Source organism: Hyphomonas sp. (assembly GCF_041398465.1).
In the GTDB taxonomy this organism is placed as follows: domain Bacteria; phylum Pseudomonadota; class Alphaproteobacteria; order Caulobacterales; family Hyphomonadaceae; genus Hyphomonas.
In genome coordinates this window covers 1,001,522-1,022,936 of record NZ_JAWKUS010000001.1, presented here as the reverse complement: position 1 = coordinate 1,022,936, position 21,415 = coordinate 1,001,522, and the positions used below count along the sequence as shown (strand labels likewise).

18 protein-coding genes and 1 tRNA gene are annotated in these 21,415 nt (G+C 64.2%); 11 read left to right on the top strand and 8 right to left on the bottom strand.

The features are described from left to right. The first annotated feature begins 41 nt into the window (after positions 1 to 41). Positions 42 to 578, top strand: coding sequence for an RNA 2',3'-cyclic phosphodiesterase (gene thpR, locus R3C98_RS05045; RefSeq protein WP_371313021.1), 537 nt, complete (start codon positions 42 to 44; stop codon positions 576 to 578). A gap of 4 nt (positions 579 to 582) precedes the next feature. Here the strand turns inward: thpR and R3C98_RS05040 are convergent, their stop codons facing one another. Continuing rightward, positions 583 to 2,112, bottom strand: a complete 1,530-nt coding sequence (locus R3C98_RS05040) for a serine hydrolase domain-containing protein (RefSeq protein ID WP_371313020.1) — start codon at positions 2,110 to 2,112, stop codon at positions 583 to 585. Positions 2,113 to 2,291: 179 nt separating this feature from the next. Between R3C98_RS05040 and R3C98_RS05035 the strand changes: the two genes are divergently transcribed. Then, a complete protein-coding gene (locus R3C98_RS05035) occupies positions 2,292 to 3,467 on the top strand; it encodes a CaiB/BaiF CoA transferase family protein (RefSeq protein WP_371313019.1) in 1,176 nt (391 codons plus the stop codon). Between the two features lie 25 nt (positions 3,468 to 3,492). Here the strand turns inward: R3C98_RS05035 and R3C98_RS05030 are convergent. The 5 genes from R3C98_RS05030 to hemC form a co-directional block, all read right to left on the bottom strand. Beyond that, a tRNA-Thr gene (locus R3C98_RS05030) sits at positions 3,493 to 3,568 on the bottom strand. Positions 3,569 to 3,659: 91 nt separating this feature from the next. After that, positions 3,660 to 5,102, bottom strand: a complete 1,443-nt coding sequence (locus R3C98_RS05025; protein ID WP_371313018.1) for a heme biosynthesis protein HemY — start codon at positions 5,100 to 5,102, stop codon at positions 3,660 to 3,662. Continuing rightward, a complete protein-coding gene (locus R3C98_RS05020; protein ID WP_371313017.1) occupies positions 5,099 to 6,262 on the bottom strand; it encodes a COG4223 family protein in 1,164 nt (387 codons plus the stop codon). Before R3C98_RS05020 ends, R3C98_RS05025 begins: the two co-directional genes overlap by 4 nt. A gap of 48 nt (positions 6,263 to 6,310) precedes the next feature. Next, a complete protein-coding gene (locus R3C98_RS05015; RefSeq protein WP_371313016.1) occupies positions 6,311 to 7,015 on the bottom strand; it encodes a uroporphyrinogen-III synthase in 705 nt (234 codons plus the stop codon). After that, on the bottom strand, positions 7,012 to 7,968 hold the full coding sequence (gene hemC / locus R3C98_RS05010; RefSeq protein ID WP_371313015.1) for a hydroxymethylbilane synthase: 957 nt from the start codon (positions 7,966 to 7,968) through the stop codon (positions 7,012 to 7,014). Before hemC ends, R3C98_RS05015 begins: the two co-directional genes overlap by 4 nt. Before the next feature lie 105 nt (positions 7,969 to 8,073). Here hemC and R3C98_RS05005 point away from each other — a divergent pair, with 105 nt between their 5' ends. Beyond that, complete coding sequence (locus R3C98_RS05005) at positions 8,074 to 9,948, top strand: DUF885 family protein (RefSeq protein WP_371313014.1); 1,875 nt, start codon at positions 8,074 to 8,076, stop codon at positions 9,946 to 9,948. A gap of 98 nt (positions 9,949 to 10,046) precedes the next feature. Continuing rightward, on the top strand, positions 10,047 to 11,231 hold the full coding sequence (locus R3C98_RS05000) for an acyl-CoA dehydrogenase family protein (protein WP_371313013.1): 1,185 nt from the start codon (positions 10,047 to 10,049) through the stop codon (positions 11,229 to 11,231). 5 nt (positions 11,232 to 11,236) lie between these two features. Here R3C98_RS05000 and R3C98_RS04995 read toward each other — a convergent pair whose 3' ends face one another. After that, positions 11,237 to 11,467: a DUF1674 domain-containing protein gene (locus tag R3C98_RS04995; RefSeq protein ID WP_371313012.1), complete on the bottom strand. Its 231-nt coding sequence runs from the start codon at positions 11,465 to 11,467 to the stop codon at positions 11,237 to 11,239. A gap of 102 nt (positions 11,468 to 11,569) precedes the next feature. Between R3C98_RS04995 and htpX the strand changes: the two genes are divergently transcribed. From htpX to purH, 7 genes are all read left to right on the top strand, one after another. Then, positions 11,570 to 12,469, top strand: a complete 900-nt coding sequence (htpX, locus tag R3C98_RS04990; RefSeq protein ID WP_371313011.1) for a zinc metalloprotease HtpX — start codon at positions 11,570 to 11,572, stop codon at positions 12,467 to 12,469. An 18-nt stretch (positions 12,470 to 12,487) separates the two neighbouring features. Further along, on the top strand, positions 12,488 to 13,831 hold the full coding sequence (locus tag R3C98_RS04985) for an RsmB/NOP family class I SAM-dependent RNA methyltransferase (protein ID WP_371313010.1): 1,344 nt from the start codon (positions 12,488 to 12,490) through the stop codon (positions 13,829 to 13,831). A gap of 91 nt (positions 13,832 to 13,922) precedes the next feature. Beyond that, complete coding sequence (locus R3C98_RS04980) at positions 13,923 to 14,420, top strand: glycine zipper 2TM domain-containing protein (protein WP_371313009.1); 498 nt, start codon at positions 13,923 to 13,925, stop codon at positions 14,418 to 14,420. Between the two features lie 79 nt (positions 14,421 to 14,499). After that, positions 14,500 to 15,168 carry a ribulose-phosphate 3-epimerase gene (rpe, locus tag R3C98_RS04975; protein WP_371313008.1) on the top strand — a complete coding sequence of 223 codons (669 nt, stop codon included), beginning with the start codon at positions 14,500 to 14,502 and terminating at the stop codon, positions 15,166 to 15,168. 18 nt (positions 15,169 to 15,186) lie between these two features. Continuing rightward, positions 15,187 to 16,917, top strand: a complete 1,731-nt coding sequence (locus R3C98_RS04970; protein ID WP_371313007.1) for a heparinase II/III family protein — start codon at positions 15,187 to 15,189, stop codon at positions 16,915 to 16,917. After that, positions 16,914 to 18,806, top strand: a complete 1,893-nt coding sequence (locus R3C98_RS04965) for a polysaccharide biosynthesis protein (protein WP_371313006.1) — start codon at positions 16,914 to 16,916, stop codon at positions 18,804 to 18,806. Before R3C98_RS04970 ends, R3C98_RS04965 begins: the two co-directional genes overlap by 4 nt. A gap of 55 nt (positions 18,807 to 18,861) precedes the next feature. Then, the gene (gene purH / locus R3C98_RS04960; RefSeq protein WP_371313005.1) at positions 18,862 to 20,463 is read left to right on the top strand and encodes a bifunctional phosphoribosylaminoimidazolecarboxamide formyltransferase/IMP cyclohydrolase; all 1,602 of its coding nucleotides are present in this window, start codon (positions 18,862 to 18,864) and stop codon (positions 20,461 to 20,463) included. A 72-nt stretch (positions 20,464 to 20,535) separates the two neighbouring features. Here the strand turns inward: purH and R3C98_RS04955 are convergent, their stop codons facing one another. Continuing rightward, complete coding sequence (locus R3C98_RS04955) at positions 20,536 to 21,354, bottom strand: PhzF family phenazine biosynthesis protein (protein ID WP_371313004.1); 819 nt, start codon at positions 21,352 to 21,354, stop codon at positions 20,536 to 20,538. Between the last annotated feature and the right edge of the window lie 61 nt (positions 21,355 to 21,415).

Sequence of the window (21,415 nt, the reverse complement as noted above, 5' to 3'; positions counted from 1 at the left end):
GCCGGGTTTTCTTTTTCCGCCGACAGAGGCAGACAGCACACATGTACAGATTGTTTGCCGCCCTGCCCGTGCCCGAAGACTTGTGGGAAGGCCTCACCGCCCTGCAGGACGGCCTGCCCGGGGCAAGTTGGCGCCCGGAAGAGAACTTCCATATCACCTTGCGCTTTTTCGGCGACCTGACTCACCGACAGGCGCGCGATCTGGATGATCTGCTGGGGGACATCCATTGCCCGCCATTCGACCTCTCGATCGAAGGAACCGGCTGGTTCGGCCGGCGGGAGCCTTCCGCCGTCTGGGCGCGGGTGCGCGAAAGCGATGAACTCCGCAGCCTCTCGGCCCGCTGCGAACAGGCCGCCCGGCGCCTTGGCTTCGAGCCGGACCGGCGTCCGTTCACCCCGCACGTAACGCTCGCCTACCTGCACAACGCCACGCTGGAAGACACGAGGCGCTGGGTGGAAACCCACCATGCCTATCGCAGCGGTCCGTTCACGGCAGACCGGTTTCACCTCTATTCCAGCCACGCAGCCAAAGGCCGCCCCAGCCGCTATGAAGCCGAAGCGGACTATGTGCTGGAATAGCTGATCAGTCCGCCGGAACGAAGCTGAGCTTCAGTTCCTGGATCAGCGGCGGATGATTGGGCGACATGAGCAGCCAGCCGTCCATCGTTCCATTCTCGCAGGTCCAGGCGAACCTGCCGCTGAGACGGCCATTTGCCTTGAACGGTGCATCCGTTTCGCAGGCGCCGGCTTCCTCTTTCAGCTCTGCCAGCGCGCGTTCGCGAACGGGAATGGTCGCGTCCATGGTGAAGTTCATGGCCAGCTTGCCTTCTGCCGGCGCGAAACTCCCCTGCTCGTACACAGCGCCTGCGGCTGCATAGGCATCTGCGACCGGTGCGCTGACCGGCCATTCACGCGCTGGCAGCTCACCGGCACGGGCAAGCTCGATGGCCGCATCCCGGACAATGCGTGAGGGCGCGGCATAGGTGCGGTTGGCGAAGGCAAACACGCCCATACCGGCATCGGGCATCAGCAGGACATTGGACCCATAACCCGGATAACCGCCGGAATGCGTCAGCGTGAAGCCGATCTCGCATTCCTGGATACGGTGAAAGCCCATCGCATAGGTCGCTGCGACCGCGCAGGGTTCGCCGTCCGCCTTGTCATCGCGCATATAGACGCGCGGGAAGTTCAGCCCCTGGGACAACTCCCGCACGGACGCGCGCTTGACGGGGCCATTGTCTTCCCCGTCCCGCGGCGGCCAGGCGCTCAGCAAGAAGGCGACCCACTTTTCATAATCGTCGGCATTGGTCATCACCCCGCCCATGGCGCCGAATACACCGGGGCCGAGCGCAGGTTCGCCGGAAAATTCCCCCTCCTCCCAGCGGTAGCCTAATGCGCGGCGGCCCTGATCGACGGCATAGACGTCATACCCGGTCGAGGTCATGCCGAGCGGCAGCATGATCTCCGTACGGATATAGTCTTCATACGGCATGCCGGAAATGTTGGTGATGATCCGGCCAAGAAGGGCGTAGCCGAAATTGGAGTACTCATATTCCATCTGCGGCGCCCGGCTGAACGGCACGCCCTGTTTCAGCACTTCGGTGAAGACGTCCTCTGGCATGTCCTGCTGGCGGTCGCCCCAGGGATTGTCGGTGACCATGCCGCTGACATGGGCCAGCAAGTCGCGCACACGGATGCGCGGGGAATCCGTGGTCGGATAGGTCCAGCCTCTCAGCTCCGGCACATAGTATTCGGCCGGGGCATCGAGATAGAGCTTGCCCTCGTCACGCAGCTTCAGGATGCCGAGCGCCGTGAACGCCTTACTCATCGAGGCGATGGAAAAGAGCGAGTCTTCCGTTACCGGGGCGTCGGTTTCGAGGTTCGAGACGCCGGACGCCTTGAAATAAACGAGTTCCCCATCCTTCACGATGCCCCAGACGAGGCCCGGCACGTGCTGTTCAGTCTGGTAGCCTGTGAAGAGCTGGTCGATCCGGTCTGTCACCTCTACCGGGATGGCGGGCTCTGGCGCAGCCTCTTCCGCTGACGCTGCCATTGCCAGCACCGCCAGTGCCGATCCGGCGAGCAGGCATTTCATCGGGTCGAGCTTCATCATGGCAGTCCTTTTCCTTCTTCCCCGCGACACAGGTGAACGCTACCGAACCTAGCTGCGGTTCCAGACAGGCAGCAAGCGCGAGGTTCCAAAAAAGCCCGAGGCGACGCCGGGTCAGGCTATAAAGCAGGCAAGGCGCGCGATAAGGTGGTCTCAATAAAAAATATTGCCGGGAGGAATTCATGGACATTTCAGGTTATCCGCTCGCCGGATTGAAGGTGCTGGACCTGTCACGTGTTCTGGCCGGGCCGTTTGCCACACGCATGCTGTCCGATCTTGGCGCGGACGTGATCAAGATCGAGCCGCCTGAGGGTGACGTGACCCGGACGTTTGGCAAAAAGGACAATGGCGTCGCTGGCTTTTACCTGCAGCAAAATATCGGCAAGCGAAATATCTGCATCGACCTGAAGGCCGAAGGATCCACGGAGCTTGTGCTGGATCTCTGCCGGAAAGCGGATGTGCTGGTGGAAAACTTCCGGCCCGGTGTGATGAAACGGTTCGGCCTCGACTGGGAAAGTGTTCACGCGGTCAATCCGAAGCTCGTCATGCTGTCCATTTCCGGCTTCGGCCAGACAGGCCCCGAAAGCGGCCGCGCGGCCTATGCACCGGTGGTCCATGCCGAAGCCGGCCTGATCGCCCGGCAGGCCGAGATGAGCGGCGGTCCAGCCTATGATCTCCAATACTCGCTGGCGGACTCCTACAGCTCCCTACACGGACTGGTTGGCCTGCTCGCCGCCCTGCGTGTCGCAGAACAGACGGGTATCGGCCAGCAAATCGACATCGCGATGATCAATGTCCTGCACGCGACCGATGATTATGCCCATTGGGCGCTGGATCAAAACTGGCCAAAACCGAAGGAAAACCTTGTCTGGGATGCGCCGGAAGGCCGGCAGATCCTGATATCCTCAGACATGAAATGGCTGTGGCTCGTCTTGTCGACCAAGGGCGGACTCGTCGATCCGACGCCCAAGGGCGCGGACCTTGAAACCAAGCTCGCCAATCGGCGCAAGGCCATCGTGGACCACATCGCCTCCTATCCCGATTTCGACTCCCTGACCCAAGCACTCGACCGGATGAATCTCGCCTGGGGCCTCGTCCGGAATTTCGGCGAGGAGTCCTATGCTCAGCAAAGCGTCCGGCATAATGGCGTGCTCGTCGATGTGATCGACGACAAGGGCAACCCCCGCCGTACCGTTCAGTCGCCTTACCGGTTCTCCGCCTCCAGGAGCGGGATCGAACCCGGCGCGCGGTCGCCAAAGCGCGGCGAGCACAATCAGGACGCCCTGAACGACTGGCTGGGGCTGCCGGCAGACAAAGTCCAGGCCCTGGCGGACGCCGGTATCCTGCTCAGTGAATAAACGAGAAATCGCGTGGAAAAGAGAATGGTGCCGCTAAGGTGACTTGAACACCTGACCCCCGCATTACGAATGCGATGCTCTACCAGCTGAGCTATAGCGGCCTAGACCATTCTGAAGGCCCGCCTCATACCGGCAGACGCCTCCTTTCGCAAGACGCTTTTGCCACCCGCTTCAGTCCTCAAGCAGGCCCGATCAGTCGTCGTCGGAGGCGTAGTCCAGCGGCGGGCTGAGCGGACGGTCCGGTGCTTTCGGCGCATCGAGCCGGGCATCTGCCTCCAGCTCCGGCCCCGGCAGGGCGGGCACGCGCCCTGCTTCCAGTTCGCGGCCATAGGATTCGTAGCGCGGGTGCACCAGATCTCCGACATCGCCGAAGGCATAGACGAGGCGCGACCAGCCCTGCTTGTCGAAATCGAAGGCATTGCCCTTCGGGTCGATGTCAGACCAGTCCGGCTCGCGCGAGGCGGAGACGGCCATGCGGCCCCAGCGGGCGGCTTCCGTCTGGTCGCCATAGCCCTTCAGGGCCCGCTCCATCAGCAGGCAGAGGCGCGCGGTCGGGTTCTCTTCCACGAGCAGCGCGAGCGCGCGGATCGCACCGACCCAGTCGCCCTTGTCCATGGCGATCTCGGCCATCAGGATCTTGCTTTCGCGGTGGTTCGGCTGGGCCGCGATCAGCGCCTGCAGGCGGGCGGCGATGTTGGCCTGGCTGTCCTGTGGCACGAGGCGGCGGGAGAGCTGCGCCAGCGCCGGGTGCGGACGCGCCTTCCAGCCAAGCTCCAGCACGCCCTGGGCGGCTTTCGCCTTGCCATCCACCATCAGCGTTTTTGCACCATGGAAGGCCGCCGGCGGGAAGCCCGGCGCGGACCGGATGGCCTCGGCGAGCGCCTTCTGGGCAGCGGTCTTCTCGTCATGCGGCATACCGACGGCATGGGCGGTCAGCAGCACGGCGCGGCGGCGGCGCAAACTGTCGCCCTTGATCATGCCGCGGCGTTCGCCGGTCGTCAGCGTATCGAGCGCCTTCTCCCACTCCCCTTTCGAGACCTGCAGGTCGAACAGGGAATTGAATGGCCAGTCGGCGGAGGATTTCAGGCCGAGGGCCTCGCGGGCGCGCGTTTCCGCCGTCAGCTGGTCACCGCGTTCGGAGGCCGCCATGGCAGAGCCGCGCAGGCCCGCAAGCTGGCCGCCCGGCAGGCGGGTCAGCTGGCTCCAGGCGCGTTCGGCACCGGCCCAGTCATCATTGGCTTCGGCGGCGCGCGCTTCCAGCAACAGTTTGAGACGCTCATCCTCGGCGTGCTTCGCAGCCTTGCGGGCGAGCTTCAGCGCGGCTTCGGCATCGCCGGCTTCGGCGGCCAGCAGGCCCTCGGTCAGCGCGGCATTGGCCTTGCGGGATTTGGACTGTCGGCGCGAGCGGGCAATCCGGCCCGGCAGCACGAAGATGCCGGAAACGATCCACCAGACTGCGGCCATGATACCGGACAGCGCCAGCACGAGCGCCACGGCAGCGCCGGACTTGATGGAAATCTCTTCCGTCCCGATCGGTACGGTCACCTTGCCGGGCAGCGTATAAGCCCACCAGCCGAAAGCGAGCGCCGCAATCAGCACGATCAGAAGCACGAGGAACACGATGATCCGGTTCATGGTGTCTTGGCGCCCCCATCCGCCAGGGCGAGGCGCACGGCCTCCAGAGAGTGTTCCAGAGTGATGCGGCGTTTCGCATCGTCGGTCCATCCGGACATTGCCGTGCCCGCCGGCCCGTCCAGCCGGCTTGTATAGGATACAGCCTCTTCGAGGTCACCCTTTTCAAGGACCTCCGCCGCGCGCGAGAGGAGCGCAAACGGATCGGCATCCGTGCCGTCCGCCTTGCGAACGGTCACCGCGCCGCCGAAGAATTTGTTGATCCAGCCCCAGCGCCCGGAGTCTTCCGTGGGCACCGTGCGGCGCGCAGCATCGGCTGCCGTCCCGAAACTGTCAGTCAGCTCCACCAGCGTCGGCACACCATTTGTTGCGAGCGGCCCCAGCGCGCGGACATCATCCACCTTCGGCAAGGCAGAGCGCAGGGCCCGGTAATCCGACTCGAACGGTTCGCCCCGGCGGGACGCGGCCTCGATGGCGGAGAGCGCCAGCGCGGCTTCAGCGACCGAGCTTGCGGACGCCGCCTCAGCCCGGGCATCGCTCTGTTCCGTCTGGACGCGCGCCAGCATGTCGGCAAGCGAGCGGCCCTGCTTTGTCTGTTCCAGCGTCGAATCGCGCAGTGTTTCGATCTCGCGCTCCAGCGCCACGACGCGGGCGCTGAGGTCCACCGGCAGGGGCCGGGCTTCCAGCGCATCCAGACGGTCGGACAGGGCGCCGAGGGCGCGGGCCATATCCTCAGGCGCGACCGTGTCGCCCACCTCGACCGATTCCAGTGCATCGAGCCGGGCGATGATGCCGGTCAGGTCGACAGGCGCGCTATTGCCGCTACTTGCGGGAAGATTGTCGATCCGGTTTGCCAGCGCATCGATCCCGGCCTTGAGCGCGGCGCGGTCATCCGGCGCGGATTGTTCCAGCTTGCCGATCCGGTCGTTCAGCGCGGCCACTTCCTCGCTGGCATCGCCAAGACCGCTGGGCAGCACGATGTGGGCGCCAATGCCGATCAGGCCGCCGATCCCGGCCGCCATCATGCTCATCACGCCCGCGCCCAGCCAGCCGGGGCCACCGCCTGCCTTTGGCGATTTCCCCTCTTCCGGGGCCAGTTCGAAATCCGCGTCGATCGGTTCTGCCGGGTCGACGGAGCTTTCAGGGATAGAATCGTCTGTCATTTCGAATCCGGTTTCTACCTGCGCACACTCGCACAGGATTCCGGCGGCTTAAAGACCGCCCGCCACCCTGGCGAGGACCGCCATCAGCGCGTTCTCATTCGGCGCCCCGGCAATGTGGATCGCAGCGACCTCCCGGCCCTGCAGCGGACGGGTCGCGGCTTCTGATATGGCGACGATGATGGCCTGTTCCAGAGCCCCAGCCGCCCAGGCGAAGGCTGCCGCCGCTTTAGCGGAATGGATCAGGACGCAGGCCGGCCCCGACGCGAGCGCGGCCTCGGCCTCGCCTGTCAGCTCGTCGGACGGGCGGGTCTCGTAGAGCGCCAGAAATTCTGCCGGGATACCGCCCTCTTTCAGGCGGGCTACGAGATCGCCCGCAGCGGCTTCGTTCGCCACATGCAGGACCCCTTCAGTCCCTTCCGGCAGGGCAACGAGGATATCCGCCGCCAGCGCCGCCGCATCGCCTGCGCCTTCATAGACGGCTGCAAATCCAGCTTCCCGCGCCGCTGCAGCGGTCGACGGGCCGACGCACCAGGCTTTCGCCCCGCGCAGGGTGCTGGCCTCTGCAAAGAAACGCACACCATTGGCACTGGTGAAGACCAGATGCTGCACGCCGGACAGGTCCGGCAGGTCCACATCCAGCCGGGCGAGCGACAGCATGGGCGAAGCGATTGGCGTCACACCCATTGCCGCCAGCCGGGTCATGGTTTCGGAAGCGCCGGGCTCGGCGCGGGTCACGATAACCGGAAGGCTCACCAGTCCCCCTCGAAGGCCGGAAGCTGGCCGCCCGCCTGCTGGCGGACTTCGTTTGCGATGTCCTTGCCCAGTGCTTCGAGCTGCAGCTCTGTTGCGCCCTTGCGGCAGACACCCTCGGCGCGCCAGCGGGCGCTGCCATCCATGGCGAGGACTTCGCCGACCAGATGCCATTCCTCGCCCTTGTCGAATGTGTGCGCGGCAATCGGCGTGCGGCAGGAGCCGTCGAGCGCCAGCAGGAAAGCCCGCTCGATCATCGCGGCGGCCGCTGTCGGCACATGATTCAGCTTGTGCAGGACGGCGGCGGTGTCCGCATCGGCATCCTCGCGCATCACGACGCCCACAATCCCCTGCGCCGCCGCTGGCAGCATCTCGGTCAGCGGGATCGGCGTTGCGACTTCCGGCTGGCCGAGGCGCGTCAGGCCTGCCATGGCGAGGTAGGTCGCGTCGGCGAGCCCCTCATCCAGTTTGCGCATGCGGGTCGCGACATTGCCGCGGAAGGTGACGATTTCGAGATCGGGGCGCAGCGCGCGGGTCTGCGCTTCCCGGCGGAGCGATGCCGTGCCGACCTTTGCGCCCTGCGGCAGGTCCATCAGGTTCTTGGCATGCGGGGAGAGGAAGCCCTCGCGCGGGTCTTCGCGCTGCGGGAAGGCTGCGAACACCTGCCCCGGCTCCAGCACGGACGGCACATCCTTCAGGCTGTGAACGGTGAGATCCACGTCGCCGCGGGTCAGCGCCGCATCCAGCTCGCGGGTGAACAGGCCCTTGCCGCCTGAATTGATCAGGCGTTCGGTCGTCAGCTGGTCGCCGGACGTGGTGAACGTCACGATCTCGCCGATCATGGCGCCGCCGGAGGCCGCCTCGATTCCGGCTGCGATCTGATTTGCCTGAATCAGGGCCAGTGGCGAACCACGTGTCCCGATCCGGAGCCTTCTGGGGGAATTTGTTTCGGTCATCTCCCTCCCCTAGCGCCGGGCGTGCCGCTTGCCAATTGACAGAGCGACGCGGAAGCGGCTACCAAGCTTTATCGTTTATCGAGAAATCCCCATTCGGAGACTCCCATGATGAAACCCGCCGTGTCAGCGCTTGCGCTGGCTCTTGCGCTCGCGGCGTGCGGAACGCCCGCCGAAACGACTGCGCCGACCGCCGCCACCGAACTGACCGCCGACCAGAAGGCAGAGATCAGCAAGGAGCTGAATGCCTGGTTCGACGAGAAGTATGAGGAATCGCTGCAGGAGAGCCCGATCTCCATGACGTTCCTCGGCCGGAAGGACCTGAACGACCAGATCGACTGCATGACCTTCGCCTGCGCCGACGCACAGCTGGCCCGCCGCAAGGCAGCCGTCGATGAGATGAAGGCCAAGTTCAACTATGATGACCTGTCGGACGAAGACAAACTGTCCTGGGACATCTTCGAGTACCAGTACAACCAGTCCGCCGAGTCCGCGAAGTTCCGCTATAACGGCTTCGTCTATGACCAGATGAACGGCCCGCAGGGCTTCGTCCCGCAATTCCTGATCAGCTTCCACCAGGTCGACAATGCCGACGACATGCGCGCCTATGTCTCGCGGATCCGCGAGAGCGCCCGTGCGCTGAACGAAGCCACGGATGTCGCCCGCGAGAGCGCCGAGCACGGCACCCACGCGCCGAAGTTTGCCTATGAGGGCGTGATCGACCAGTCGACCAAAGTCATTACCGGCGCGCCGTTCACGGACGGCCCGGACAGCGACCTGATGGTGGATGTGAAATCCGAACTCGCCACGCTGGTTTCAGACGGAAAGCTGACGCAGGACGAATCCGACGCGATCCTCGCCGATGCGACCGACGCGATGACGAACGAGTTCAAGACCGCGTTCGAGAACATCATCGCCTTCGCGACCGAGGACATGGCCAACTCGCCGGATTCCTCACAGCCCGTCGGCGCCTTCCTCCAGCCGGACGGGGCCGCCTACTACAATGAGCGCCTTGCTTACAACACGACCACGTCGATGACGTCGGACGAGATCCACGAGATCGGCCTTGCCGAAGTGGAGCGTCTCCACAAGGAGATGGAAGCCATCAAGGACAAGGTCGGCTTCGAGGGCACGCTTCAGGAATTCTTCGCCTTCCAGCGCGATTCCAAGAACGATGAGCGCTTCTACTATCCGGACACGGATGAGGGCCGCCAGGCCTATATCGACGACGCCACGGCGAAGATCGAGAATATCAAGACGAAGCTGCCGGAATTCTTCGGCATCCTTCCGAAAGCGGATCTGGTCGTGAAACGCGTCGAAGCCTTCCGCGAGCAGCCGGGCGCTGCCCAGCACTACTTCCCCGGCACGCCGGACGGCTCGCGCCCCGGCGTCTATTACGCCCACCTCTCGGACATGAAATCCATGCCGAAGGGCGAGCTGGAAGTGATCGCCTATCACGAGGGCATCCCCGGCCACCACATGCAGATCGCCATCGCGCAGGAACTGACCGGCGTGCCGCAGTTCCGCACGCAGGCCGGCTTCACCGCCTATCAGGAAGGTTGGGGCCTCTATTCCGAATGGCTGGCGACGGAATTCCCGGGCACCTATGAAGACCCCTATTCCGACTTCGGCCGCCTCGGTTCCGAGATCTGGCGCGCCATCCGCCTCGTCGTCGATACCGGCATGCACGCCAAGGGCTGGACCGAGGAACAGGCGGTCCAGTACTTCCTGGACAATTCGGCCATCACCGAAGGCCAGGCCCGCTCCGAGGTCCAGCGTTACATCGTGATGCCGGGCCAGGCCACGGCCTACAAGATCGGGATGATCAAGATCCAGGACCTGCGCAAGCACGCCGAGGAAGAGCTGGGCGACAAGTTCGACATCCGCGCCTTCCACGACACCGTGCTCGGTGGCGGCGCCATGCCGCTCGAGCTGCTGGAACGCCGCGTCGACCAGTGGATCGCCGAAGTGAAGGCCGCCTAGCGCCGCCGAAAAATTCGCCAACAAGGCGACGTCGGGGCAGGGCTTGTCATGGACAGGCCCTGCCCTACGCTTTTGGGGTGAACGCTACGGAGCCAAAGATGGACCTTGCCTTCAGCCCTGAGATCGAAGCCTTCCGCACAAAAGTGCGGACATGGTTCGAAACCGAATTCCCGGAAGACATCATCCGCAAATACAAGGCCGGCCTGCCGCTGACCACGGCGGAAGTGCGCCGGTCCGAAATGGCGCTCGGCCAGAAAGGCTGGCTCGCCACGGCCTGGCCGGAAGACTATGGCGGCCCCGGCTGGGGGATCGAGGAACAATACGTCTTCGACGAAGAGCTGGAACGCGCGGGCGTACCGACCGTCACGCCGATGGGCGTCATCTATGTCGGCCCGGTGATCTACACGTTCGGCTCGGAGGAACAGAAAGCGCGCTGGCTGCCCGGCATCCGCGACGGCTCGGTCGGCTGGGCGCAGGGCTATTCCGAGCCCGGCGCAGGCTCCGACCTCGCCTCCCTCCAGTTCAGTGCGAAACTGGAGAACGGCACCTACACGCTGAACGGCCACAAGATCTGGACGTCCGCCGCCCAGCATGCGGACTGGATCTTCCTGCTGGCGCGCACCTCGCAGGAAGAGAAGAAACAACAGGGCATCAGCTTCATTTGCTGCCCCATCGATGCGCCCGGTGTGACGGTGAAGCCGATCATCACCATCGACGGCAATCACGTCCTGAACGAGGTCTTCTTCGAGGACGTGAAAGTGCCCGAAGACAACCGGATCGGCGAAGCGGGTAAAGGCTGGACCTATTCGCAATACCTGCTCGGTTTCGAGCGGACGTCGTACGCCCGCATCGGCGGCAAGCGCGCCATGCTGCGCCATGTGCGCGATGTGGCGACGTCCACGCCGGACGGCAGCGGCGAGCGCCTGATCGACGATGCAGGGTTTGCCCGACGCCTCACCGAAGCCGAAATGGCGGTCGATGGGCTGGAGATGACGGTCTTCCGTGTCCTGTCTGCGGCGGCACAGGGTGGCTCACCGGGGGATGCGGCATCGACCGTGAAAATCCTCGCCACCTCGACCCACCAGCAGATCACCGAACTGATGGTCGATGCCGCCGGCGCCTACGCCCAGCCGCATTTCAGCTTCTGGGCCGGGCAGAACGATCCCGGCGGCTCGCCCGGCCGGGACATGGCGACCTATTTTGCGGGGCGTGCGCAGTCCATCTATGGCGGCACGAACGAAATCCAGCGGACGATCATTGCACGGAAAGTGCTTGGTCTCTGAAGGACTTAGAAATCGTAGGCGATGCCTTTTCTTTCCCAATCCCCATACCGGGTCGGCTCGATGCTTCTTGGCCCGCCATGCTCGTCTTCCGGCAGGGCGGCGGCATCGGCGGCTTCCTTGGCCTTGCGGGCATCGGCTTCTTCCAGCGCACGGCGAGCTGCTTCCGGCAACGCCTTGCGGCGCTCGATTTCCTCTTCCGTCAGGGCAGGGATTACAGCTTTGTCATCGCTGGCCATGGAGACTCCTCTTTTCGTTAACGCTCGCCATATAGGTGTGGCGACTGGGGAGTGCGAACGCACCGCGTACATACGCGGAGAACAGAGTGGAGTTAAGGCCCGATGGGCACACTGAAAACCTTCATGCTACTTGCGGCGATGACCGCGCTCTTCATGGGCGTCGGCTATCTCATCGGCGGCGTGCCGGGCATGGCCGTGGCCTTCGTCGTGGCCGCCGCGATGAATATTTTCTCCTATTGGAATTCCGACAAGATCGTCCTGTCGATGCAGGGCGCGAAAGAGATCGATCCGAAGACCGCCTCGCCCGTGCTGCGCACCTTCGCCAATGACGTCGCCATCATGGCCGACCGCGCCGGCATGCCGCCGCCGCGCGTCTATATCATCGAAACGCCCCAGCCGAACGCCTTCGCCACCGGCCGCGACCCGCAGCATGCGGCTGTCTGCGCCACGACCGGCCTGCTCGGCATGCTGAACCGCGACGAGGTTCGCGGTGTGATGGCCCATGAGCTGGCGCATGTGAAACACCGCGACACGCTGACCATGACCGTCACCGCCACCATCGCCGGTGCCATCGGCATGCTGGCAAATTTCGCCCTCTTCTTCGGGCGCGAACGCACGGGCCTGATCGGCTCCATCGCGATCATGGTCTTTGCGCCGCTGGCGGCAGGGCTCGTCCAGATGGCGATCTCCCGCTCGCGCGAATACGAAGCTGACCGGATGGGCGCGGAAATCTGCGGCAATCCGCTCTGGCTTGCCTCGGCTCTGGCCAAGATCGAACGCGGCGCGCGGTCCACGATCAATGTCGCAGCTGAGCGCAACCCGGCCATGGCGCACATGTATATCGCGAACCCGCTGAACGGGCGCGGTGCGGACAATCTCTTCTCAACCCACCCGGCAACCGCTAACCGGATTGAAGCCCTGCGCCGTCTTGCGGCAGATATGGGCGTAACGGCGCCGCAGGCTTCCCCGGCCATGCGCCGTGAAGCAGGTCCGTGGGGCTAAAGGGAAGACTGTGAACCGATGAGTGGCGCACTGGTGCGGCGGGCAGCCGCCGATCTCCTGTTCCTGACACTCGAAAAGCGCCGCACGCTGGACCAGGCCATGGCCGAGTCCCCACCCTTCAACGATCTCGATGGGCCGGACCGCGGCTTTGCCCGCGCCATCACGTCCGCTGCCCTGCGGGAGCTTGGCCGCATCGACATGGCCCTCGCCCCCCTGCTCTCCCGTCCGCTGCAGGCGGCGAGCCCCGCGATCCGGGCCCTGCTGCGCGTGGGCGCGGTCCAGCTCTGGCGGATGGATGTGCCGGAACATGCCGCCGTCTCCGAAACCGTGGAAGCGGCGAAGGACTGGCCGAACGCCCGCTCGGGCGGCGCCTTCCTGAACGCCGTGCTGCGCCGCGCCGCCGCCGAACGCCCCGACCTGGACGCCCTGCCCCTCACCGCCATCTGGCCGGACTGGCTGGCAGCCGCCTTCGAAGAGAGTGTCGGGAAAGAGGGCGCCAACGCGCTCGCCGCCGCCCAGTTGGGTGAACCCGGCATTTACCTCACCGCGAAGACCAGCGCTGCCGCCGTCGCCGAAGTGACCGGCGGGGAACTGCTGGGCAACGGCTCCGTCCGCGCGCCGGGCGGGCCGGTCGAGGCGCTGGCCGAGTATGGCAGCGGAGATTGGTGGGTACAGGATCCGGCCGCCGCCCTGCCCGCAAGACTGCTCATGGCATGCGCATCGGATGATCCGGCGAAGTCCGGTATGATCATGGACAAGTCCGATATGGTCATGGGCAAGCCGTCTGAAATCACGGCGATTGACCTCTGCGCGGCCCCCGGCGGCAAGACGCTGCAGCTCTGCGCGGCAGTCCTGAACGTGGTCGCCGTCGACCGGTCGAAACCGCGCCTGAAACGGCTCGAAGAGAACCTCGAACGCACCGGGCTTTCTGCTGAGATTATTGCAGCGGACGCCGAAACCTGGCGACCGGACGCACTCGCTGACCTGCTGCTGCTGGACGCGCCATGTTCGGCCCTCGGCACCCTCCGCCGTCACCCGGAAGGCGCCTGGATCAAGCGCGAAGCAGACATCGCCCGATTCCCGGATGTGCAGTACCGGCTACTGAAAGCGGCAACAGAGATGGTCCGCCCCGGCGGCGCGATCCTCTACTGCGTCTGCACACCCCTGAGCGCCGAAGGCGTGGACGTGGTGGCGCGCGCGATCGCCGAAGGCCTCGTCACCCGCCTGCCCATCACGCCGGAAGAAGCCCCCGGCTTCGAAGCCTGCATCACCGAAGCCGGCGATGTTGTCACCCTCCCGGCGACGAATTCGGAACATGACGCATTCTTCATGTCACGGCTCACGCCCGCAGCGGTAAGGTAAGCCAACGCCCTTAAATTGCCGCTGAAGGTTCATCTGCCATTCAGCGAATTCATGCCAGAACGTCCTCATACATTGTGCAGGGAGCACTCAAATGACCGTTGTTTCTTCCATCCGTACCTCGACCGGCAAACTGGCCGCAGGTGCCTTCCTGGCGCTCAGCCTGTCGCTGGCAGGGTGTGCCTCCACATACGGCGTCGGCACGGCCAGCCCGAATGCGGTCGGCCAGGCCTCGACCGTCTATCACGGCACCGTCACATCGGTCCGCGAAGTGACCATCAAGCGGGAAAGTTCGCTGATTGGCACGGCAACAGGTGCTGTCCTCGGCGGCCTGGCGGGTTCTGAACTTGGCGGCGGCGACAAAGCCCAGACCGCTGGCGCCATCGGCGGCGCAGTGCTTGGCGGGATCGCCGGTAACGAAGCCGGCAAGGCCATCGGCACGTCAAAAGCCTTCGCGTACATCGTCCGTTTCTCGAGCGGTGAGAGCAAGGAAATCATCCAGGGCGCAGACGTCTACATTGCGCCCGGTACGCCGGTCGACATCATCGCTGGCGCGGATGGCTGGAAGCTGATCCCGGCAGCCGCCTACTAAGCGCAAGCTGTTCAACCATAAGCGGTTTGTGGATGCCGGGCGCCTTGTGCGCCCGGCATTTCCCATTTAGGGAGTCTGTATGCGCGACGTACTGATTTCACCTTCGATTCTCTCTGCGGACTTTGCCTGTCTCGGAGAGGAAATCCGGGCCATCGACCATGCTGGCGCCGACATGATCCACATCGATGTCATGGACGGCCATTTCGTGCCGAATCTGACCTTCGGACCGCCGGTCATCGAAAAGCTTCGTCCGCACACGAAAAAGCCTTTTGACGTGCACCTGATGATCGCGCCGGTCGATCCCTTCATCCACGCCTTCGCACAGGCGGGCGCCAACATCCTGACCGTACACCCCGAAGCCGGTCCGCACCTTCACCGCACGCTGCAGGCGATCCGCGCGGCGGGCATGAAGCCGGGTGTCGCCCTGAATCCCGCCACACCGGCGAGCATCATCGAACCCGTGATCGACGATATCGACCTGGTCCTCGTCATGTCGGTGAACCCCGGCTTTGGCGGACAGGCGTTCATCGAAAGCCAGTTGCGCAAAGTCGAACAGCTGCGCCGCATGATCGACCAGACGGGGCGCGACATCATCCTTGAAATCGACGGTGGCCTGAATGCCGAAACCTCGCCGCGGGCGATCGCGGCAGGCGTCACGGCCATCGTTGCCGGGTCCGCCGTCTTCAAGGGCGGTCCAACGGCCTATGCCGAGAATATCCGAGCCCTGAGACCCAGCGTACACGCTTAAGAAGATCGGACGCGTCCCGTGCCAGGTGGAGACAGCCAATATGCTGCTGAACAGGCTCCGCGATCGGGAGCGGATGATGCTGCGCTCTGGCGGCGTTTCCGCGGCGTCGGCGGAGAAGATGCAAAGATCGGCGCCGTCCAGCGTCTGAAGCAAACCCACCCTGTCCCGCAGGGATTCACGCTCCACCTGACAGACCTTGTCCCGCCGGACACGCTTCGGGGTGAGGCGCTGATGCGGGACGTCTGGCGAATCGGCATGTCCCGAATGACGCTGGAACCGGGCCAGAGCCCCTGGTCGGTTCCGATGCCGTCCAAACATGTCGCCGACAGGTTGCACCGGTTTGCCTGGCTGCCGGATCTGTTCTCCCAGGGGGAAGCAGGCGGCATCCGGGCCCGGGCCCATGTCGATAGCTGGATCGAGATGTTCGGCGGCTTCAATGGCTTCGCCTGGCGCACCGACCCCACTGCCGCACGCCTCTGGCATTGGTTGCGCTGCGGCGAAGACCTGTTCGAGGAAGGTCCTGAAGCGGCACGTGAGGCGCGTCTCGCCTGCCTGCTGCACCAGCTGCGATACCTTGAAAGCCAGTCCGACACGGCTGTCGATCCCAAGGCCCGGTGGATGGCTGCGGTCGTGCTGGTCGCTGGCGCACTGTGTTTTAACAACCGCTCTGCCCTGGGCTCCGCCCTCGACAAGCTGGAAGCGGAATGCACTGCACAGATCCTGCCGGACGGCGGCCATGTCAGCCGCGCCCCTTCCCGCCTCCTCTTCTGCCTGCTGCAGTTACAGGCTCTGGAGGAATTGCTGGTCCGTGCGGGTGTTGAACCGCCGGATTATTTCGGCAAATGGATTCCGCGAATGGGCGCCATGCTCGCCTTCTTCCAGACTGGTGATGGCGCCCTGAACCCGTTCAATGATGGTGATGAGTCCCGCCCGGAAGTGGTGGAAGCGGCCCTTGCGCGCCTGCCCGCCCCACCGCGGCGTTTCACCTTCGCCCCAAAGTCCGGTTTTCAGAAACTGCAGAAGCAGGATCTGCGGCTGGTGCTCGATTGCGGCGAAGCCCCTGGCTTGCCGTTCGGCGACCAGGCCCATGCCGGAGCCCTTGGGTTCGAACTATCCGACGGGACATCACGGATCGTTACGTCCTGCGGATTCAGCGCTGAAGTGAATATCGACTGGCAGGCGGCCGTGCGCAGGACCAGCGCACACTCGACGCTCATCCTGTCGGGACGGGATTCAGCAACCTTCTCGCTGAATGAAGCCACGCGTCTTCTGTCAGCCAGCGGGCCGGAGGGTATCTCGGCGAAACGGCTGGAAGAATCGGATGAGATCTGGCTCGACGCCCAGCATGGCGGCTACAAGCCGGCTTATGGCCTTCTGCACCGGCGGCGCCTGTTCATGGCCGGTAACGGCCGCCGGCTCACCGGCGAGGATTCGCTCGTGCGTCCGATCTCACAAGCGCCTGCAGAAGACCGGAAATTCATCAATTTCGAAATCCGATTCCATCTGCATCCGACCGTGGAAGCGGTGATGGGAAAAGATGCAATTCGCCTAATATGCGAAAATGGGGCTGTATGGCGCTTTAAAACGAGTCATGAAGGAGCAAGACTCGAACGGACGGCCTATCTCGCCCGAGGCGTTGTTGAGCGCCCCGAGCAAATTGTGATCGCTGGCTTTGCGGACCCGAATAGTGACGGAACCGCACCGCCGAATTGCGTCCGCTGGGCCTTTGTGAAGGAACCAAGTGCATGACGCCTCAACGTGCCGCACGCAGAGCCATGTTCCTGACCCTGGGCTTCGACCTTTGTGCGGCGGCTGCCGCTATGGTCGTTTCGAACATCCTGTTCTGGTGGACAGGCGAACCGCGCGGACATTTTCCGATAGCTTCTACCCTGTTCAGCACCATCAGCTTCACCGCAGCTGTGGCAGCAGGCTTCCTGATCCTGCGCATCCAGACGCAGGTCTGGCGTCACATGGGCTGGCCGGATGCGGTGCGGATCATGCAGGCGATTGCCCTGTCCGGCCTGATCTATCTGCCCATTGCTGGCATGCTCAATGGGGCCCTGGCGCATCCATGGGGCACTCTGCTGACGGCCCTGCTGATCTGGACGATCAGCCTGTTCTCCGGCCGTATGGTCGCCCTGTCCCGCTCCACACATACACCACTGCAGATTTTCAGTCCGATCGCCCGCGATGCAATGCCCATCCTTCTGATCGGGGACGTTCCAAGCTGTATCAGCGTCATGCGGCGCCTGCAGGCTCCGAATGAAACCCAGAATTTCCGGCTGCTTGGCCTGATCGACACGGACGGCAATGATTTCGGCCGCGCCATCCGCGGGGTCCCCATTCTCGGCGGACTGGATGACCTCTCCAATGTCATCGATCTCCTCACGGTGCGCTACGGGAATGCGCCGTGGATTGCCGTCACCGGTGCGGCTCGCGACCGCAAGACCATGCTGGAAATTCTTGAGACCACGTCAGCCCACGGCACGCAAATCATGGCACTGTCCGGCGAGGAGACGGCCCAGCTGCTTGAAAAAGTACGCCCGGCAGACCTTCTGGCCCGGCCGGAACGGCGCCTCAACATCGTCCCGGTCCGCAACCGGATCGAGGGCGCCCGCGTGCTGATCACGGGCGGTGGCGGCACAATCGGATCGGAACTTGCCCGGCAGGTCGCCGGACTGAAACCCAGCCATCTGACCATCATCGATTCCTGCGAGTTCAATCTCTACAGTATCGATCTGGAGCTGACGAAACAGTTCCCGGACATAACGATCTCTTCGCGCCTCGGCGACGTCCGCGATCCTCAACGCGTGCGCGACATTTTCCAGGCGGCCCAGCCGGAGGTCGTGATCCACGCGGCCGCGCTGAAACACGTGCCGCTGATGGAACGCAATGCCTGTGAGGCGATCCTGACCAACGTCGCAGGTGCGATGAACTGCGCCCGGTCTGCTGCGGCCGTCGGAGCGGGCAGCTTCGTCTTCATCTCAACTGACAAGGCCGTCGACCCGGACAATGTGATGGGCGCCACCAAGCGGCTCGCCGAGATCGCCATTTCCCGAATTGCCGAGGAATCCGGCATGGCGGCGGCCATGGTCCGGTTCGGCAATGTGCTTGGTTCGTCCGGATCTGTCGTGCCTCTGTTCGAGAAGCAGATCGCCGATGGCGGCCCGGTCACCATTACCGACATGGGCGTCACCCGCTATTTCATGACAGTAGAAGAAGCCTCTGCCCTCGTTCTGCAGGCCGGAGTCCTCCAGCATACTTGCGGGCATTCGGACATCTACGTCCTCGACATGGGCGAGCCGATGCCGATCCTGCAACTCGCCGAAACGCTGATCCGCCTGAAAGGGCTGATCCCCGGCGTGGACATCGATATCGTGCAGACAGGCCTGCGGGCTGGCGAGAAGATGCACGAGGCGCTCACCTACGAACATGAAACGGTCACGCGGACCGATGTCGACGGGGTCCTGCGCGTCGCCAGCCGCACGCCTCCCTCCGAGCTGTTCGACAAGCATCTCGCCGCCCTTGTCGAAGCGGCCAGCCGGCGGGAACGGTCTGAGGCGCTACGCATGCTGGGCACGATGGTGCCGGAATATGGCGTGGAACGGGCTGCAAAAGCCTTCAAGGACATCGCTTGACGCCCTGCCCTGCCGTGCTACCCCGCGCGGCAACAAAATGTCCTGGAGAATCCCCATGTCCGACGCCGCCAGCGGAGCCCCCGTCCGCATTCGCCGTGCCCTCCTGTCCGTATCCGACAAGACAGGCCTCGTGGAACAGGCAAAGCGCCTGGCGGAAAAAGGCGTGGAACTGGTCTCCACCGGCGGCACATCCAAACTGCTCAAGGAAGCCGGACTCGACGTAAAAGACGTCGCCGACCTGACCGGTTTCCCGGAAATGATGGATGGCCGCGTTAAGACGCTGCACCCGGCCGTGCATGGCGGCCTGCTCTATCTGCGCGACAACCCTTCACATGTGAAAGACGCCGAGACCCACGGCATTGGCGCGATCGATCTGATCTATGTGAACCTCTATCCATTCGAAGCCACCGTCGCTTCCGGCGCAGACTTCGAGACCTGCATCGAGAATATCGACATTGGCGGCCCGGCCATGCTGCGCGCGGCGGCCAAGAACGGCGCCTTCGTTGCCGTCTGCACCGATGGCGGCGATGTCGACAAGGTTCTGGAAGAGATGGAAGCCAATAATGGCGAGGTTTCCGTCGCCCTCTGCCGCAAGCTCGCCGCGAAAACCTATGCCCGCACAGCGGCCTATGACGCCGCCATTTCGTCCTGGTATGCCGACCAGCTGGGCGAGACCGCGCCGGACTGGGCCGCACTCGGCGGCAAGCTTCAGCAATCCCTGCGTTATGGCGAGAACCCGCACCAGAAGGCGGCTTTCTACGTCACCGGCGAAGCCCGCCCCGGGGTTGCCACGGCGAAGCAGCTGCAAGGCAAGGAACTCTCCTACAACAACATCAACGACACCGATGCGGCCTATGAGCTGATCGGAGAACTGGGCGCGGAAATTCCCGCTGTCGCCATCATCAAGCACGCCAACCCGTGCGGTGTGGCGCAGGGGTCCAGCATCATCGAGGCCTACCGCGCCGCGCTTGCCTGCGACTCGACCTCCGCCTTCGGCGGCATCGTCGCGCTGAACCGCGCGCTCGACGAAGAGACTGCGAAAGAAATCTCCCAGATCTTCACCGAAGTCGTCATCGCCCCCGGCGCTGATGAGGCAGCCGAGGCCATCTTCGCCAAGAAGAAGAACCTCCGCCTCCTGATCACCGACGGCCTGCCGGACCCGGCCGCAGCGGGCCGCTTTGTAAAGACCGTCGCTGGCGGCTTCCTGATGCAGGACCGTGACTTCGGCCGCATCACCAAGGCCGACCTGAAAGTCGTCACCAAGATTGCGCCAACAGACCAGCAGCTTGATGACCTGCTCTTCGCCTGGCGCGTCGCCAAGCACGTGAAATCCAACACGATCGTCTATGCGAAAGACGGCGCAACCGTCGGCGTCGGCGCCGGCCAGATGAGCCGCGTCGACTCTGCCCGCATTGCCGCGCGCAAGGCCGAGGATGCCGCCGAAGTGGCCGGCTGGGCCGAACCGAAGACCAAGGGCTGCGTCGCCGCCTCCGACGCCTTCTTCCCATTCCCTGACGGCCTTCTGCAGGCGGCTTCCGCCGGCGCCAGTGCCGTGATCCAGCCGGGCGGCTCCATCCGCGACGACGAAGTGATCGCCGCCGCCGACGAAGCCGGCCTCGCAATGGTCTTCACCGGCATGCGCCACTTCCGGCACTAGGCAGACATCGCCTTCGACACCGCGCACCCGGTCGATATGCCGGCAGCGCCGTGGGGAATAAAATAGCGACTGCTAAAGTGTGAAGCTACCTTCGATCACCGTGACGGAGGTGCCGATCAGTTTCACGCGGTTGCCTCCCAGCTTCGTGTCGATGAAGGCGCCGCGGCCGGGATAGGCCTGGTGACATTTGAGTTCGGATTTACCGAAGCGTTCGCTCATCACGCGGGCCAGCATCGTGTGCCAGCTGCCGGTGGCGGGGTCCTCATCGATACCGCTGCCGGGCGCGAAGAAGCGGCTGGTGACATCCACGCCCTCCCCTCCGGCGGCGAAGCATCCGAAATTGCCGCGATCCCAGCCTTCGCCTGGAACACCCAGCTCTTTCAGGGCCTTCTGGTCAGGCACCAGGGCCTTGACCTCTTCTGGCGTCTCGAACCGGGCCGCATAGAACATGCCGCCCCAGGCCTGAACCGGCCGGGCACCCAGTGCCTCGGCGACTTCGTCAGTCACCGGAATTTCCTGTACAGGACCGCACGGAAAGTCCATTTCCAACCGGCCATCTGCCAGACGGCGCACAATCAGCGTCCCGGAGTGGACCGTCTCGAAGAGGATGGCCTCACCGCCGAACCCCTGCTCCTCGAACAGGACGTGTGCGCTGGCGAGCGTTGCATGACCGCAGAGCGGCACTTCCACAGCCGGGGTGAACCAGCGCAGCGCCCAGGTATTCCCGCCTTTGTGCACCAGATAGGCCGTCTCGGCGACATTGTTCTCCGCCGCAATGGCCAGAAGGATCGCATCCGGAAGGAAATCCTCCAGCGGCATCACGCAAGCCTGGTTTCCTTCGAACGGCCGCGAGGCAAAAGCATCGATCTGGTAGAATGGCAGTTTCGGCATGGACGCCTCCTGATTGGGGCGCTTCCTTTGCCACACTCTCCGCAGACGGCAAATCGATCAT

Excerpts from the sequence above, each read along its gene's own strand:
- thpR (WP_371313021.1), top strand. The coding sequence starts at position 42 with ATGTACAGATTGTTTGCCGCCCTGCCCGTGCCCGAAGACTTGTGGGAA.
- R3C98_RS05040 (WP_371313020.1), bottom strand. The coding sequence starts at position 2,112 with ATGATGAAGCTCGACCCGATGAAATGCCTGCTCGCCGGATCGGCACTG.
- R3C98_RS05035 (WP_371313019.1), top strand. The coding sequence starts at position 2,292 with ATGGACATTTCAGGTTATCCGCTCGCCGGATTGAAGGTGCTGGACCTG.
- R3C98_RS05025 (WP_371313018.1), bottom strand. The coding sequence starts at position 5,102 with ATGAACCGGATCATCGTGTTCCTCGTGCTTCTGATCGTGCTGATTGCG.
- R3C98_RS05020 (WP_371313017.1), bottom strand. The coding sequence starts at position 6,262 with ATGACAGACGATTCTATCCCTGAAAGCTCCGTCGACCCGGCAGAACCG.
- hemC (WP_371313015.1), bottom strand. The coding sequence starts at position 7,968 with ATGACCGAAACAAATTCCCCCAGAAGGCTCCGGATCGGGACACGTGGT.
- R3C98_RS05005 (WP_371313014.1), top strand. The coding sequence starts at position 8,074 with ATGATGAAACCCGCCGTGTCAGCGCTTGCGCTGGCTCTTGCGCTCGCG.
- R3C98_RS05000 (WP_371313013.1), top strand. The coding sequence starts at position 10,047 with ATGGACCTTGCCTTCAGCCCTGAGATCGAAGCCTTCCGCACAAAAGTG.
- R3C98_RS04995 (WP_371313012.1), bottom strand. The coding sequence starts at position 11,467 with ATGGCCAGCGATGACAAAGCTGTAATCCCTGCCCTGACGGAAGAGGAA.
- htpX (WP_371313011.1), top strand. The coding sequence starts at position 11,570 with ATGGGCACACTGAAAACCTTCATGCTACTTGCGGCGATGACCGCGCTC.
- R3C98_RS04985 (WP_371313010.1), top strand. The coding sequence starts at position 12,488 with ATGAGTGGCGCACTGGTGCGGCGGGCAGCCGCCGATCTCCTGTTCCTG.
- R3C98_RS04980 (WP_371313009.1), top strand. The coding sequence starts at position 13,923 with ATGACCGTTGTTTCTTCCATCCGTACCTCGACCGGCAAACTGGCCGCA.
- rpe (WP_371313008.1), top strand. The coding sequence starts at position 14,500 with ATGCGCGACGTACTGATTTCACCTTCGATTCTCTCTGCGGACTTTGCC.
- R3C98_RS04965 (WP_371313006.1), top strand. The coding sequence starts at position 16,914 with ATGACGCCTCAACGTGCCGCACGCAGAGCCATGTTCCTGACCCTGGGC.
- purH (WP_371313005.1), top strand. The coding sequence starts at position 18,862 with ATGTCCGACGCCGCCAGCGGAGCCCCCGTCCGCATTCGCCGTGCCCTC.
- R3C98_RS04955 (WP_371313004.1), bottom strand. The coding sequence starts at position 21,354 with ATGCCGAAACTGCCATTCTACCAGATCGATGCTTTTGCCTCGCGGCCG.